Source organism: Pseudomonas sp. GW822-FHT04H02 (assembly GCF_058800645.1).
On sequence record NZ_JBXAMM010000003.1, the window covers coordinates 278,591 to 292,965 of the forward strand.

The 14,375-nt window shown below is 62.5% G+C and carries 13 protein-coding genes; 11 read left to right on the top strand and 2 right to left on the bottom strand.

All coding sequences use genetic code 11. The features are described 5' to 3' along the window. The first annotated feature begins 32 nt into the window (after positions 1-32). The 4 genes from AC1RMG_RS13500 (at position 33) to AC1RMG_RS13515 (ending at position 4,605) form a co-directional block, all read left to right on the top strand. On the top strand, positions 33-668 hold the full coding sequence (locus tag AC1RMG_RS13500; protein WP_493169410.1) for an RluA family pseudouridine synthase: 636 nt from the start codon (positions 33-35) through the stop codon (positions 666-668). A 124-nt stretch (positions 669-792) separates the two neighbouring features. Continuing rightward, a complete protein-coding gene (locus tag AC1RMG_RS13505; RefSeq protein ID WP_041119454.1) occupies positions 793-2,082 on the top strand; it encodes a M18 family aminopeptidase in 1,290 nt (429 codons plus the stop codon). Positions 2,083-2,193: 111 nt separating this feature from the next. Beyond that, positions 2,194-2,370 carry a hypothetical protein gene (locus AC1RMG_RS13510; RefSeq protein WP_011062653.1) on the top strand — a complete coding sequence of 59 codons (177 nt, stop codon included), beginning with the start codon at positions 2,194-2,196 and terminating at the stop codon, positions 2,368-2,370. 78 nt (positions 2,371-2,448) lie between these two features. Beyond that, positions 2,449-4,605 (top strand): mechanosensitive ion channel family protein, encoded by a 2,157-nt coding sequence (locus AC1RMG_RS13515; RefSeq protein WP_493169412.1) that lies wholly within the window; start codon positions 2,449-2,451, stop codon positions 4,603-4,605. A 39-nt stretch (positions 4,606-4,644) separates the two neighbouring features. Here the strand turns inward: AC1RMG_RS13515 and AC1RMG_RS13520 are convergent, their stop codons facing one another. Then, the gene (locus AC1RMG_RS13520) at positions 4,645-5,358 is read right to left on the bottom strand and encodes a UTRA domain-containing protein (RefSeq protein ID WP_011062655.1); all 714 of its coding nucleotides are present in this window, start codon (positions 5,356-5,358) and stop codon (positions 4,645-4,647) included. 362 nt (positions 5,359-5,720) lie between these two features. On the opposite strand from AC1RMG_RS13520, the gene AC1RMG_RS13525 reads away from it, so the two are divergent. From AC1RMG_RS13525 to AC1RMG_RS13550, 6 genes are all read left to right on the top strand, one after another. Further along, positions 5,721-6,788 (top strand): ABC transporter substrate-binding protein, encoded by a 1,068-nt coding sequence (locus AC1RMG_RS13525; protein ID WP_015636612.1) that lies wholly within the window; start codon positions 5,721-5,723, stop codon positions 6,786-6,788. A gap of 124 nt (positions 6,789-6,912) precedes the next feature. Further along, a complete protein-coding gene (locus tag AC1RMG_RS13530) occupies positions 6,913-7,719 on the top strand; it encodes an alkaline phosphatase family protein (RefSeq protein ID WP_011062657.1) in 807 nt (268 codons plus the stop codon). After that, positions 7,716-8,561, top strand: a complete 846-nt coding sequence (locus AC1RMG_RS13535; RefSeq protein WP_011062658.1) for an ABC transporter permease — start codon at positions 7,716-7,718, stop codon at positions 8,559-8,561. Before AC1RMG_RS13530 ends, AC1RMG_RS13535 begins: the two co-directional genes overlap by 4 nt. Further along, on the top strand, positions 8,548-9,348 hold the full coding sequence (locus AC1RMG_RS13540) for an ABC transporter permease (RefSeq protein ID WP_011062659.1): 801 nt from the start codon (positions 8,548-8,550) through the stop codon (positions 9,346-9,348). The genes AC1RMG_RS13535 and AC1RMG_RS13540 overlap by 14 nt, the downstream gene beginning before the upstream one ends. Next, positions 9,345-10,334, top strand: a complete 990-nt coding sequence (locus AC1RMG_RS13545; protein ID WP_220223109.1) for an ABC transporter ATP-binding protein — start codon at positions 9,345-9,347, stop codon at positions 10,332-10,334. Before AC1RMG_RS13540 ends, AC1RMG_RS13545 begins: the two co-directional genes overlap by 4 nt. A gap of 40 nt (positions 10,335-10,374) precedes the next feature. Continuing rightward, positions 10,375-11,028, top strand: a complete 654-nt coding sequence (locus AC1RMG_RS13550) for an HAD family hydrolase (protein ID WP_011062661.1) — start codon at positions 10,375-10,377, stop codon at positions 11,026-11,028. A gap of 106 nt (positions 11,029-11,134) precedes the next feature. Here the strand turns inward: AC1RMG_RS13550 and AC1RMG_RS13555 are convergent, their stop codons facing one another. Continuing rightward, positions 11,135-12,097, bottom strand: a complete 963-nt coding sequence (locus tag AC1RMG_RS13555) for an NAD(P)H-quinone oxidoreductase (protein ID WP_011062662.1) — start codon at positions 12,095-12,097, stop codon at positions 11,135-11,137. Positions 12,098-12,235: 138 nt separating this feature from the next. Between AC1RMG_RS13555 and AC1RMG_RS13560 the strand changes: the two genes are divergently transcribed. Further along, positions 12,236-14,320 carry a carboxy terminal-processing peptidase gene (locus AC1RMG_RS13560; protein WP_173476968.1) on the top strand — a complete coding sequence of 695 codons (2,085 nt, stop codon included), beginning with the start codon at positions 12,236-12,238 and terminating at the stop codon, positions 14,318-14,320. The last annotated feature ends 55 nt before the right edge of the window (positions 14,321-14,375 follow it).

Below are 14,375 nucleotides of genomic sequence, written 5' to 3' on the forward strand. Positions count from 1 at the left end.
CCGCCGTTGGCGTTTGTTACGAGGCTGTTTCAATGCCGTTGTCGAATATCCACATCCTGCATCAGGACGCCGCCGTCCTGGTGGTGAACAAACCCACCCTGCTGCTCTCCGTCCCCGGCCGCGCCGACGACAACAAGGATTGCCTGATTACCCGCCTGCAGGAAAACGGCTACCCGGAAGCCCGCATCGTCCACCGCCTGGACTGGGAAACCTCGGGGATCATTCTGCTGGCTCGGGACGCAGACACTCATCGCGAACTGTCCCGACAGTTTCATGACCGCGAAACGGAAAAAGCCTACACCGCACTCTGCTGGGGCCAGCCGGAACTGGACAGCGGCAGCATTGACCTGCCCCTGCGCTACGACCCGCCCACCAAGCCCCGGCACGTGGTGGACCACGAATTCGGCAAGCATGCCCTGACCTTCTGGCGCATCGTGGAACGCTGCGGCGATTGGTGCCGGGTCGAATTGACCCCCATCACCGGCCGCTCCCATCAGTTGCGGGTACACATGCTGTCCATCGGCCACCCGCTGCTGGGCGATGGCCTTTATGCCCATCCACAAGCACTGGCGGCCTGGCCCCGCCTGTGCCTGCACGCCAGCATGCTCAGCTTCACCCACCCCCAGACCGGCGAGCGCCTGCGCTTCGACTGCCCCGCGCCGTTCTGAGCGCACGCCGCCCAAGCCGGCTTGCGGGCAAAGGCCGCCCCAGCGGCCCTTGTTCGCCGGCAAGCCGGCTCCTACAAGGCACTCCTATACGTTAAACTCGCGCCACTGCTGTCTGGAGCTACTTATGCGCGAAGAGTTGAACCAAGGCCTGATCGACTTTCTCAAGGCCTCCCCTACCCCTTTCCATGCCACTGCCAGCCTCGTTCAACGCCTGGAAGCGGCGGGTTACCAGCGCCTCGACGAGCGCGAGCCATGGACCACCGAAGCCAACGGCCGCTACTACGTCACCCGTAACGACTCCTCCATCGTCGCCTTCAAACTGGGCCGGCATTCGCCACTGCAAGGCGGCATCCGCCTGGTAGGCGCTCACACCGACAGCCCCTGCCTGCGGGTCAAGCCCCAGCCGGAACTGCAACGCCAGGGCTTCTGGCAACTGGGCGTCGAAGTCTATGGCGGCGCATTGCTGGCTCCGTGGTTCGACCGCGACCTGTCCCTGGCCGGCCGCGTGACCTTCCGCCGCGACGGCAAGGTGGAAAGCCAGCTGATCGACTTCAAGGCACCGATCGCGATCATTCCCAACCTGGCCATTCACCTCAACCGTGAAGCCAACCAGGGCTGGGCAATCAACGCGCAGAACGAACTACCACCGATCCTGGCCCAGTTCGCCGGTGACGAGCGGGTGGATTTCCGCGCGGTGCTGACCGACCAACTGGCCCGCGAGCATGGTCTGAACGCCGACGTGGTGCTGGACTACGAACTGAGCTTCTACGACACCCAGAGCGCTGCGGTGATAGGCCTGCACGGTGACTTCATCGCCGGCGCACGCCTGGACAACCTGCTGTCCTGCTACGCCGGGCTGCAGGCCCTGCTCACCGCCGACAGCGATGAAACCTGCGTGCTGGTGTGCAACGACCACGAAGAAGTCGGCTCCTGCTCGGCCTGCGGCGCCGACGGCCCGATGCTCGAACAGACCCTGCGCCGCCTGTTGCCCGAAGGTGACGAATTCGTCCGGACCATTCAGAAGTCGCTGTTGATCTCCGCAGACAACGCCCACGGCGTGCACCCCAACTATGCCGACAAGCACGACGCCAACCACGGGCCGAAGCTCAATGCCGGCCCGGTGATCAAGGTCAACAGCAACCAGCGCTACGCCACCAACAGCGAAACCGCCGGCTTCTTCCGCCACCTGTGCATGGCCGAAGAAGTGCCGGTACAGAGCTTCGTGGTGCGCAGCGACATGGGTTGCGGCTCGACCATCGGCCCGATCACCGCCAGCCATCTGGGGGTACGCACTGTGGACATCGGCCTGCCGACCTTCGCCATGCACTCGATCCGTGAGCTCTGTGGCAGCCATGACCTGGCTCATCTGGTGAAAGTGCTGAGCGCCTTCTACGCTAGCCACGAACTGCCATGAGGCAGAGGGCGGGCGCGTGGACACACGCCCGCCTGTTTCTGATGCACATCAACCCGGGCCGCGACAAAGCGACCTAGACTTACAGTTACTCCTCCTGACAAGGCTGTCGCCATGATCTCGATGTCTTCGTTCCACTCCATGCTCATCCCCATTCTCACGGGCATGATCCTGCTGGCCATCGGCTTCAACTTCCGGGACAAGAACCTCGGTGTGTTCAGCATGTGGATCGGCATGCTGCTGATTCTCGGCACCGTGGTCTACAAGATCCTGGCCAAGCTCGCGGAATAAATGCAGCACTCACCCTCGCATTGAATTTGGCGGCCTCGTACACTCGGTCGATCCATTTTCCCCGAGGTTGACCGCCCAGTGTTCGCTCGTCTTTTTGCCCTGCCCTGCTATGTGCTCGTCTGCCTGCTGACCCTGCTGCCCCTGGGGAGCGCCCAGGCGGTGGGCTTGCCTGGCTTGCTGGGCAACCAGACCAAGGCGCAGCCCCAGGCTGAGGAACCCCTGGGGCAATCCCTGGACGAGGTGATCAAGTCCCTGGAGAACGACCAGCAACGGACCAAGCTGCTGGCGGACCTGAAAAAACTGCGAGATGCCACGAAAAAAGCCCAGCCCACGCCAGAAGAAGGCGTACTGGGCCTGATCGGCGGCACCCTGTCGAACCTGGAAAAGCAATTCTCCGGGGCCGACAGCCCGGTTACCCGCTGGTCCGACGAGTTCGACCTGGCCAAGGAAGAACTCTCGGCACTGATGCTGCCAGCCAGCCAGTGGCTGCCGATCATCTTTGCCTTTGCCCTGATCCTCATGGTCTGGAGCCTGCTGGCAGCAGCGCTGATCTGGCTCAGCCACCGGGTGCGCCTGCGCTTCGGCCTGACCGAAGACCTGCCCCAGCACCCCAAGACCTGGGACCTGCTGCGCTTTGCCCTGCGCAAGCTCGGCCCCTGGCTGATCGCCCTGTTGATCACGGTCTACATGACCTACTCCCTGCCCTCTTCCCTGGGCAAGGACCTGGCCATGGTCCTGGCCTACGCCCTGGTGGTCGGCACCTGTTTCTCGGCGATCTGCGTGGTGGCGTTCTCCGTACTCGATGGCCCGCACCGCCATCGCGCCCTGTACATCCTGCGGCGCCAGGCCTTCCGCCCGCTGTGGTGGATCGGCAGCTTCGCCGCCTTTGGCGAGGCCCTGAGCGACCCACGCATGGTGGCCAGCCTGGGCCAGCACCTGGCCCATACCGCGGCGACCTTCGCCAATGTCATGGCGGCGCTGTCCACCGGCGTGTTCATCCTGCGTTTCCGCCGCCCCATCGCCCACCTGATCCGCAATCAGCCACTGTCACGGCGCCTGACCCGCCGGGCCCTGAGCGACACCATCGAGATCATCGGCACCTTCTGGTACCTGCCGGCCCTGGTGCTGGTAGGTATCTCGCTGTTCGCCACCTTCGTTTCCGCCGGCGACACCAGCACCGCCCTGCGCCAGTCGTTGCTGTGCACGGTACTGCTGGTGCTGTGCATGGTGATCAACGGCCTGGTACGCCGCCATGCCCTCAAGCCCCAGCGCGGGCACAAACGCCATGCGCTGTACTCCGAGCGGCTGAAAAGCTTCTTCTACACCCTGGCTCACCTGGCGGTCTGGCTGGCATTCATCGAGCTCGGCCTGCGGGTCTGGGGCATGTCGCTGATCCGCTTCACCGAAGGCGATGGCCATGAAGTCAGCGTCAAGCTGTTCAGCCTCGGCGGCACCCTGATCTTTGCCTGGCTGATCTGGATTCTCAGCGACACCGCGGTGCATCACGCCCTGACCCGCTCGCGCAAGGGCCTGGCCAACGCGCGCGCGCAAACCATGATGCCGCTGATCCGCAACGTGCTGTTCGTGGCGATCTTCATCATTGCCACCATCGTCGCCCTGGCCAACATGGGCATGAACGTCACGCCGCTGCTGGCCGGTGCCGGTGTCATCGGCCTGGCCATCGGTTTCGGCGCCCAGTCCCTGGTGGCGGACTTGATCACCGGCCTGTTCATCATCATCGAGGACTCCCTGGCCATCGACGACTACGTCGATGTCGGCGGCCACCTGGGCACCGTCGAGGGCCTGACTATCCGTACCGTGCGCCTGCGGGACATCGACGGCATCGTGCACACCATCCCGTTCAGCGAAATCAAGAGCATCAAGAACTACTCCCGGGAGTTCGGCTACGCGATCTTCCGCGTGGCGATCCCGTACAACATGGAAATCGACGACGCAATCAAGCTGATGCGCGATGTCGGCCAGAAGATGCGCACCGACCCCCTGCAGCGCCGCAATATCTGGTCGCCGCTGGAAATCCAGGGGGTGGAGAGTTTCGAGTCCGGCAGCGCCATCCTCCGGGCCCGTTTCAAGACCGCACCGATCAAGCAGTGGGAAGTGTCCCGGGCGTTCAACCTGTCCCTCAAGCGTCACCTCGACGAAGCCGGGCTGGACCTGGCTACGCCGCGCATGAGCATTCAGGTGATCACCGCAAGCGGCGGCGCGGAAAAGGAGTGATCCTGTAGAAGCCGGCTTGCCGGCGAACGACACTGGCGCCTAAAGAACGTCAACACCGACATGAATCGCGTCATGGCGCCAGAACTCCAGGTCGCAATCGATCAGCCGCTCGTGCTGGTCATAGTTCACCCGGGCAATCCGCAGCCCCGGGCTGCCCACCGAAACCTTCAAGGCCGCCGCCGCTTCCGGCTGCAGTGAGGTGGGCACGATTTCAAAGCGCACCCGTCCGTAGTGCAGGTCGTAATGCCGGGCATAGAGTTCGGTGATCGACTGGTTCAGGTCCAGATCGAGAATCTTCGGAAAATACTTGGGGTTCAGGTAGTGCTCGACATACAGCACCAGCCGCTCATCGATACGTCGTGCGCGGCAGATCTGGATCACGCTGGACAGTGCTGGCAATTGCAGCCAGGCGCAGACCGCCGCCGATGCCGGTTGCAGGCGCGCGGAAATCACCTCGGTGGAGGGCACCCGCCCCTGGGCGCTGACCATGGCGTGGAAGTGGCTGCGCTGCATCAGGTTGTAGGCCAGGCGCGGCGGCGAGACAAACCAGCCACGCCGCTCTTCACGGTAGATCTGGCCCTGGGCCTCCAGTTGCAGCAGGGCCTCACGCACAGTGATGCGGGTGGTGGCAAATAGCTCGCTGAGCTTGCGTTCGGCCGGCAGCTTGCTACCGGGCGCCAACAGCCCGTGGGCGATCTGCTCCTGCAGGACCTGGCCGATGGCTGTCACCGCTTTGGTTGCATCAATACGCATCAACGTTACCTATCTGGACTAGACCAGCACTGTTTCAGGGCAGCGCAATGGCCGGGGCAGTGCTCTGCATCCGCGCCCAAAGCCTAGGCAATGCATATGACTGACAGATGACAAAGGCGCTCAGCGGGCCTGTCACCAACTTGCAAATTACCCGCCAGATCCTTGTTCTGCGGGCGTTTGGCCATGGTCTACGCTTATTTCGCAGCCTCGGACCTGCGCCTCAATCCATGCGTCGATCGTTGGCACCGACATCAAAGTGTCATCCAACCCGCCTAAATTGGCTCAGGTATTGCTGACCTAGACCAACCCACTGCAAGACTGTCGATAAAACGCAGCGTTGAACACGCCCAAAGGAGCTTCGGATGAAACAGCTTTTCCTGGCATCACTGTTAGGCTCGACCATTGCCCTGTGCACCGCCGCCATGGCTGCTGATAACGATTTGAAAACCCTGGAAGCCGCTGCGAAAGCAGAAGGCGCGGTCAACAGCGTCGGCATGCCCGATGACTGGGCCAACTGGAAAGGCACCTGGGAAGACCTGGCCAAGACCTATGGCCTCAAGCACATCGACACCGACATGAGCTCGGCCCAGGAGATCGCCAAGTTCGCCGCCGAGAAAGACAATGCCAGCGCCGATATCGGCGACGTTGGCGCAGCCTTCGGCCCGATCGCGGTCAAGCAGGGCGTGGCCCAGCCTTACAAGCCGAGCACCTGGGCCCAGGTCCCGGACTGGGCCAAGGACAAGGACGGCAACTGGGCACTGGCCTACACCGGCACCATCGCCTTCATCATCAACAAGAAGCTGCTGCACGGCTCCGAAGCGCCTAAGAGCTGGGCCGACCTGGAAAAGGGCAAGTACAAGGTTTCCATCGGTGACGTGAGCACCGCCGCCCAGGCCGCCAACGGCGTACTGGCCGCCGCCATTGCCAAGGGTGGTGACGAGAAGAACATCCAGCCGGCGCTGCTGATGTTCGCCGAGATCGCCAAGCAGGGGCGCCTGTCCCTGGCCAACCCGACCATCGCCACCATGGAAAAGGGTGAAGTGGAAGTGGGCGTGGTCTGGGACTTCAACGGCCTAAGCTACCGCAACAAGATGGTCAACAAGGACGACTACATCGTGCTGATCCCGTCGGACGGCTCGGTGATCTCCGGCTACACCACCATCATCAACAAGTACGCCAAGCATCCCAACGCCGCCAAGCTGACCCGCGAGTACATCTTCAGCGACGCCGGCCAGACCAACCTGGCCCGCGGCAATGCGCGGCCGATCCGTGCCGAGCACCTGACCCTGCCAGCGGACGTACAGGCCAACCTGCTGCCCAACGAGCAGTACAAGCACGTAACACCGATCAAGGACGCCGATGCCTGGGAGAAAACCTCCAAGGGCCTGCCGCAGAAGTGGCAGGAAGAAGTGATCATCAACATGCAGTAAGGCTGCATCCCTGTAGGAGCCGGCTTGCCGGCGAATGGCTCAAAGGCGCTGCACAGACAAGCGCACACAGGCCACTCGCCGACAAGCTGGCGCCTGCACACCCGATCCCGGAGCCCTCCACCTCATGAAGCACAACGTCATCCTTGTGGTGCTCGACGGCCTCAACCACGAAGTTGCCCGACACGCCATGGGGCACCTGCAAGCCTACGTCGGTGCTGGCCGCGCCGCCCTGTACAAACTGCAATGCGAACTACCTGCCCTCTCCCGCCCGCTGTACGAATGCATACTCACCGGCGTGCGGCCGATCGACAGCGGTATCGTGCACAACCAGGTCTCGCGCCTGTCCAACCAGCGCAGCCTGTTCCACTACGCCCGCGAGGCCGGCCTGAGCACTGCCGCCGCGGCCTATCACTGGGTCAGCGAGCTGTACAACCGTTCGCCCTTCAACGCCCCGCAAGACCGGCACACCGCAAACCCTGAACTGCCGATCCAGTACGGCCACTTCTACTGGAGCGATCATTACCCCGATTCCCATCTGTTCGCCGACGCCGAGGACCTGCGCCTGCGCCATCAGCCCAACCTGCTGCTGGTGCATCCGATGAACATCGACGACGCCGGACACAAGCACGGCCTGGACAGTTCGCAGTACCGCAACAGCGCGCGCTCGGCGGACATCATTCTCGCCGACTACCTGCAAGGCTGGCTCGACGCCGGCTACCAGGTGCTGGTGACGGCCGACCACGGCATGAACAACGACCGCTCGCACAATGGCCTGCTGGCCGAGGAGCGAGAGGTCCCGCTGTTCGTTCTCGGCGACGCTTTCAGCCTCGACCCCGCTGCCGCGCCGAAACAGACCGAACTGTGCGGCACCGTCTGCCAATTGCTGGGCGCGCCCCATGACAAACCTTTCTGCCGGGAGCTGTTGAAGTGAATTCAGTCACCCGTGGCAAATGGCTGGCGGCCCTGTGCCTGGTGCCCTTCGCCCTGTTCTTCATCGTGTTCCAGATTGCCCCCCTGGTGTGGGTGCTGATCAACAGCCTGCAATCGGAAGAGTTCGGCTGGGGCCTGGCCAACTTCACCAGGATCTTCAGCTCGAAGTTCTACCTGCAGGCCATCCAGTACAGCCTGGAGATCAGTTTCTGGTCCAGCGTGTTCGGCATCATCATCGCGGTGCTGGGCAGCTACTCGCTGCGCCGGGTGGATTCGCGCCTGCGCAACTTCGTCAATGCCTTCGCCAACATGACCAGCAACTTCGCCGGGGTGCCCCTGGCTTTCGCCTTCATCATCCTGCTGGGCTTCAACGGCACCATCACCATCATGCTCAAGCAGTCGGGGATCATTCAGGACTTCAACCTGTACTCCAAGACCGGGTTGATCATTCTCTACACCTACTTCCAGATCCCCCTTGGCGTGCTGCTGCTCTACCCGGCCTTCGACGCCCTGCGCGAGGACTGGCGTGAATCCGCCGCCTTGCTGGGGGCCAACGGCTGGCAGTTCTGGCGGCATATAGGCCTGCCGGTGCTGACCCCGGCGCTGCTGGGCACCTTCGTCATCCTGCTGGCCAACGCCCTGGGCGCCTACGCCACGGTCTACGCGCTGACCACCGGCAACTTCAACGTCCTGCCGATCCGCATCGCCGCCATGGTCTCCGGGGACATTTCCCTGGATCCGAACATGGCCAGCGCCCTGGCCGTGGTGCTGGTGGCGCTGATGACCCTGGTGACCATCGTCCATCAACTGCTGTTGAAGAGGAGCTACCATGTCTCGCGCTGAACCCGGCTCCGCCGCGCTCTACCACCGAGTGATGGTCTACCTGCTGTTTGCCATCCTTCTGCTGCCGCTGCTGGGGACCTTCGTCTACTCGATTGCCAGCAGCTGGTCGGCGACCATCCTGCCCAGCGGCTTCACCTTCAAGTGGTACCTGCAGCTGTGGAGCGACCCACGTTTTCTCAATGCCTTCGGCCAGTCATTGCTGGTCTGCGTGGGTGCGCTGGTGCTTTCAGTGGTGCTGATCCTGCCGCTGCTGTTCGTGGTGCACTACCACTTCCCCAAGCTCGATGCGCTGATGAACATCCTGATCCTGCTGCCCTTCGCGGTGCCGCCGGTGGTGTCCTCGGTGGGCCTGCTGCAACTCTATGGTTCGGGGCCCTTCGCCATGGTCGGCACGCCCTGGATCCTCATCGGCTGCTACTTCACCGTGGCATTGCCGTTCATGTACCGGGCCATCACCAACAACTTGCAGGCGATCAACCTGCGGGACCTGATGGACGCGGCCCAACTGCTGGGCGCCAGTACCTGGCAGGCGGCCTTCCTGGTGGTCCTGCCGAACCTGCGCAAGGGCCTGATGGTGGCGCTGCTGCTGTCCTTCTCGTTCCTGTTCGGCGAGTTCGTGTTCGCCAACATCCTGGTGGGCACCCGCTATGAAACCCTGCAGGTCTACCTGAACAACATGCGTAACAGCAGCGGCCACTTCACCAGCGCCCTGGTGATTTCCTACTTCTTCTTCGTGCTGCTTCTGACCTGGGCCGCCAACATCTTGAACAAGGACAAAAGCCAATGAGCTTCGTCAGCGTCCAACACCTGCAAAAGAACTATGCGGGCACCACAGTGTTCAGCGACATCAATTGCGAAATCCGCAAGGGCGAGTTCGTCACCCTGCTCGGCCCTTCCGGCTGCGGCAAGTCGACCCTGCTGCGTTGCATCGCCGGCCTGACCCCGGTGGACGGCGGCAAGATCCTCCTCGACGGCCAGGACATCGTGCCCCTGAGCCCGCAGAAACGCGGGATCGGCATGGTGTTCCAGAGCTACGCGCTGTTTCCCAACATGACCGTGGAACAGAACGTGGCCTTTGGCCTGCGCATGCAGAAGGTCGGCGCCGAAGACAGCCGCAAGCGGGTCCAGGAAGCCTTGCAACTGGTGGAGCTCAACGACTTCGCCAGCCGCTACCCGCACCAGCTGTCCGGTGGCCAGTGCCAGCGCGTGGCCCTGGCCCGCTCCCTGGTGACCCGCCCGCGCCTGCTGTTGCTGGACGAACCGCTGTCGGCCCTGGATGCACGGATCCGCAAGCACTTGCGCGAACAGATCCGCAACATCCAGCGGGAACTGGGCCTGACGACGATCTTCGTCACCCACGACCAGGAAGAAGCCCTGACCATGTCCGACCGGATCTTCCTGATGAACCAGGGCCGGATCGTCCAGAGCGGCGATGCCGAAACCCTCTACACCGCCCCGGTGGACGCCTTCGCCGCGGGCTTTATCGGCAACTACAACCTGCTGGATGCCGACAGCGCCAGCAAGCTGCTGCAGCGGCCGGTCAGCGGCCGCATCGCCATCCGCCCGGAAGCCATCGAACTGCGCAAGGAAGGCCCACTGGATGCGCTGGTACGCAGCCACAGCCTGCTGGGCAACGTGATCCGCTATCGAGTCGAGGCCCGAGGCGTGGATCTGGTGGTGGATGTACTCAACCGCTCGGCCGATGATCTGCACGCCGACGGCCAGCGTCTGGCATTGAGCATCGATCCGACAGCCCTGTGTGAGGTAGCCTGATGGCATTCACGCAATTGATCCTGAAGAGAGAGCGGCACTGATGGCCTTGGCAATTTTTGATCTGGACGAAACCCTGATTCACGGCGACTGCGCCACCCTCTGGAGCGAACAGATGGGCCGCCTGGGCTGGGTCGACAGCGAGTCGTTCATGCGTCGCAACCATGAGCTGATGGACGCCTACAGCCATGGCAAGCTGGCCATGGAGGAGTTCATGGACTTCAGCCTGGAACCCATGAGCGGACGCACCCCGGAGGAGGTCGCGCACCTGGTCGAACCCTGGGTCGAAGAGGTGATCGAGCCGATCATCTTCAGCGACGCCTGCAAGGCCATTGCCGCCCACCGCCAGGCCGGCGACCGGATCCTGGTGATCTCGGCCTCGGGCACCCACCTAGTGAAACCGATTGCCGCGCGCCTGGGTATCGACGAAGTCCTGGGAATCGAGCTGGAGGTGCAGCATGGGGTCTACAGCGGCCGCACCGTTGGCACCCTGACCTACCGCGAGGGCAAGATCACCCGCCTGCTGCAATGGCTGGATGCCGAGGAAGAAAACCTGGAAGGCGCGACCTTCTACTCCGACTCGCGTAATGACCTGCCGTTGCTGCTGCGCGTGGACCACCCGCAGGTGGTGAACCCGGATCCGGTGCTGCGTGAACATGCGCAGAAGGCCGGCTGGCCGATCCACCACTGGAAGTGACCCGCCCCAGATATCCCCGGAGCTGGCTTGTGTAGGAGCTGGCTTGCCAGCGAACAGACCGCCAGGCCTGACGCTCCCTTCGCCGGCAAGCCGGCTCCTGCAGGGCTCAGGTCAGGCTGGGGTCGATCACCAGCACCAGCTTGCCCGAGACCTGATTGGTCGCCAGCTCCGCAAAAGCGGCTTCTGCATCCTGGATCGCAAAGGTCCTGGCCAATTGCGGGCTCAGACGCCCTTCGCTGAACAACGGCCAGACATTCTGTCCAAGGTCGCTCAACAGGTCGGCCTTGAACTGGTCATTGCGGCTGCGCAGGGTCGACCCCAGAAACTGGATCCGCTTGGCCAGCACCTGGGCCAGGTCCAGCTGCGCTTCGCGCCCGCCCATCAAGCCGATCAGCACCCAACGTCCATCCAGGGCCAGCAGCTTGAGGTTGTTGGCCACATAATTGGCGCCCACCGGGTCGAGAATCACATCAAAAGGCCCAAAGTCCCGCAGCGCCTCAATGCCATCGGTACGCACCACACCGCCCTGGGCACCGAGGCTCTCGCAGTAGGCCAGGCGATCGGCTGAACCAACGCTCACCCAGCACGGGTTGCCGAACGCCTTGCACAGCTGGATAGCCGCCGAGCCGACGCCACTGGCGCCAGCGTGCAGCAGGACCTTCTCGCCCGGCTTGAGCGCTGCCAGCTGGAACAGATTCAGCCAGGCTGTGCTGTAGACCTCGGGCAGCGCCGCGGCCTCGGCCAGGGACAACCCTTCGGGTACTGGCAGTACATGGCGGGCATCTACCACCACTTCTTCAGCCATGCCTCCGCCCGCCAGCAGGGCACAGACCCGATCACCCACTTGCCAGGACGAACCCGGGCCCACTTCACTGACTACCCCGGAGCATTCCAGGCCAAGGGCCTTGCTGGCTCCGGGAGGTGGGGGATAGAGCCCCGCACGCTGCAACAGGTCGGCCCGATTGAGGCCAGCAGCCGCCACCCGAATGCGAACTTGCCCCACATCACAGGCCGGACTTGGCTCTTCCACCCACTCCACATGACCTTCAACGCCTTGCAATGCTTTCACAGTGCCTCCATAGTGAGTCTGGACTGAGCCCGGAGCGGTAGCACCGGGCTTTTTGCATTATGCGACCGGTCCTTATGGAACCGGCGACTTCAAAGACGGCCTAATATGCGTTATCAATTGCCCCCGCGTCGAATCAGCATGAAGCATTTGTTCCCCAGCACCGCCCTCGCTCTTTTCATTGGTTTCGGCCTGCTGCCGATGTCGACCAATACGTTCGCAGCCAATAGCTGGGACAATCTTCAGCCCGATCGCGATGAGGTAATTGCCAGCCTCAATGTCGTTGAACTGCTCAAACGTCATCACTACAGCAAACCGCCGCTGGATGATGCGCGCTCGGTGATCATCTACGACAGCTACCTGAAGCTGCTGGATCCGTCGCGCAGCTACTTCATGGCCAGCGACATCGCGGAGTTCGACAAATGGAAAACCCAGTTTGACGACTTCCTCAAGAGCGGCGACCTGAACGCCGGTTTCACCATCTACAAGCGCTATCTGGACCGGGTCAAATCCCGCCTGGACTTCGCTCTGGCCGAGCTTAACAAGGGCGTCGACAAGATCGACTTCACCACCAAGGAAACCTTGCTGATCGATCGCAAGGATGCTCCTTGGCTCAAGACCACCGCCGAACTCGACGACCTGTGGCGCAAGCGCGTCAAGGACGAAGTGCTGCGGATGAAGATCGCCGGCAAGGATCCCAAGCAGATCCAGGAAACCCTGACCAAGCGCTACAAGAACCAGCTGGCGCGCCTGGACCAGACCCGTGCCGAAGATATCTTCCAGGCCTACATCAACACCTTCGCCATGTCCTACGACCCGCACACCAACTATCTGTCGCCGGATAACGCGGAAAACTTCGACATCAACATGAGCCTGTCGCTGGAAGGCATCGGCGCCGTGTTGCAGAGCGACAATGATCAGGTCAAGGTCGTGCGCCTGGTGCCGGCAGGTCCTGCCGACAAGACCAAGCAGGTAGCCCCTGCGGACAAGATCATCGGTGTGGCCCAGGGTGACAAGGAAATGGTCGACGTGGTGGGCTGGCGCCTGGACGAAGTGGTCAAGCTGATCCGTGGTCCGAAAGGCACCCTGGTACGCCTGGAGGTGATCCCGGCCAGCAATGCGCCAAACGACCAGACCAGCAAGATCGTGCCGATCACCCGCGAAGCGGTGAAGCTCGAAGACCAGGCGGTGAAGAAGTCGGTCCTCAACCTCAAGCAGGACGGCAAGGACTACAAGCTCGGGGTGATCGAGATCCCGGCCTTCTACCTGGACTTCAAGGCCTTCCGCGCTGGTGATCCGGATTACAAGAGCACTACCCGCGACGTGAAGAAACTGCTGACCGAGTTGCAGAAAGACAAGGTCGACGGTGTGGTCATCGACCTGCGCAACAACGGCGGCGGCTCCCTCCAGGAAGCCACCGAGCTGACCAGCCTGTTCATCGACAAGGGTCCTACCGTGCTGGTGCGCAACGCCGACGGCCGGGTGGATGTACTGGAAGATGAAAACCCCGGTGCCTTCTACAAAGGCCCGATGGCACTGCTGGTCAACCGTCTCTCGGCTTCGGCTTCGGAGATCTTCGCCGGCGCCATGCAGGACTACCACCGCGCCTTGATCATCGGCGGCCAGACCTTCGGCAAAGGCACCGTGCAGACCATCCAGCCGCTGAACCACGGCGAGCTGAAGCTGACCCTGGCCAAGTTCTACCGGGTTTCCGGGCAGAGCACCCAGCACCAGGGCGTGCTGCCGGATATCGGCTATCCGTCGATCATCGACACCAAGGAAATCGGCGAAAGCGCCCTGCCTGAAGCCATGCCATGGGACACCATCCGCCCGGCCATCAAGCCTGCGGTAGACCCGTTCAAACCGTTCCTGGCTCAGCTCAAGGCCGAACACGAAAGCCGCTCGGCGAAAGATCCGGAGTTCGTGTTCATCCGCGACAAGCTGGCCCTGGCACAGAAGCTGATGGCGGAAAAAACCGTCAGCCTCAATGAAGCCGATCGTCGGGCGCAACATGCCGATATCGAAGCCAAGCAACTGGCCCTGGAAAACGCCCGTCGCAAAGCCAAGGGCGAGGAGCCGCTCAAAGAGCTGAAGAAAGAAGACGAAGATGCACTGGCTGCTGCCGAGCCGGACAAGACCAAGCCGGAAGACGACGCCTACCTGAGTGAAACCGGGCGCATCCTGCTGGACTATCTGAAGCTCAACACCTCGGTGGCCAAGCACTGAGGATGATGGCAATTTAATTCGATCGCTCCTCGGATCGTCATTAAACAGTCATCAT

Coding starts and splice junctions, on each gene's coding strand:
- AC1RMG_RS13560 (WP_173476968.1), top strand. CDS start 12,236: ATGAAGCATTTGTTCCCCAGCACCGCCCTCGCTCTTTTCATTGGTTTC.
- AC1RMG_RS13520 (WP_011062655.1), bottom strand. CDS start 5,358: ATGCGTATTGATGCAACCAAAGCGGTGACAGCCATCGGCCAGGTCCTG.
- AC1RMG_RS13500 (WP_493169410.1), top strand. CDS start 33: ATGCCGTTGTCGAATATCCACATCCTGCATCAGGACGCCGCCGTCCTG.
- AC1RMG_RS13510 (WP_011062653.1), top strand. CDS start 2,194: ATGATCTCGATGTCTTCGTTCCACTCCATGCTCATCCCCATTCTCACG.
- AC1RMG_RS13545 (WP_220223109.1), top strand. CDS start 9,345: ATGAGCTTCGTCAGCGTCCAACACCTGCAAAAGAACTATGCGGGCACC.
- AC1RMG_RS13550 (WP_011062661.1), top strand. CDS start 10,375: ATGGCCTTGGCAATTTTTGATCTGGACGAAACCCTGATTCACGGCGAC.
- AC1RMG_RS13525 (WP_015636612.1), top strand. CDS start 5,721: ATGAAACAGCTTTTCCTGGCATCACTGTTAGGCTCGACCATTGCCCTG.
- AC1RMG_RS13540 (WP_011062659.1), top strand. CDS start 8,548: ATGTCTCGCGCTGAACCCGGCTCCGCCGCGCTCTACCACCGAGTGATG.
- AC1RMG_RS13530 (WP_011062657.1), top strand. CDS start 6,913: ATGAAGCACAACGTCATCCTTGTGGTGCTCGACGGCCTCAACCACGAA.
- AC1RMG_RS13505 (WP_041119454.1), top strand. CDS start 793: ATGCGCGAAGAGTTGAACCAAGGCCTGATCGACTTTCTCAAGGCCTCC.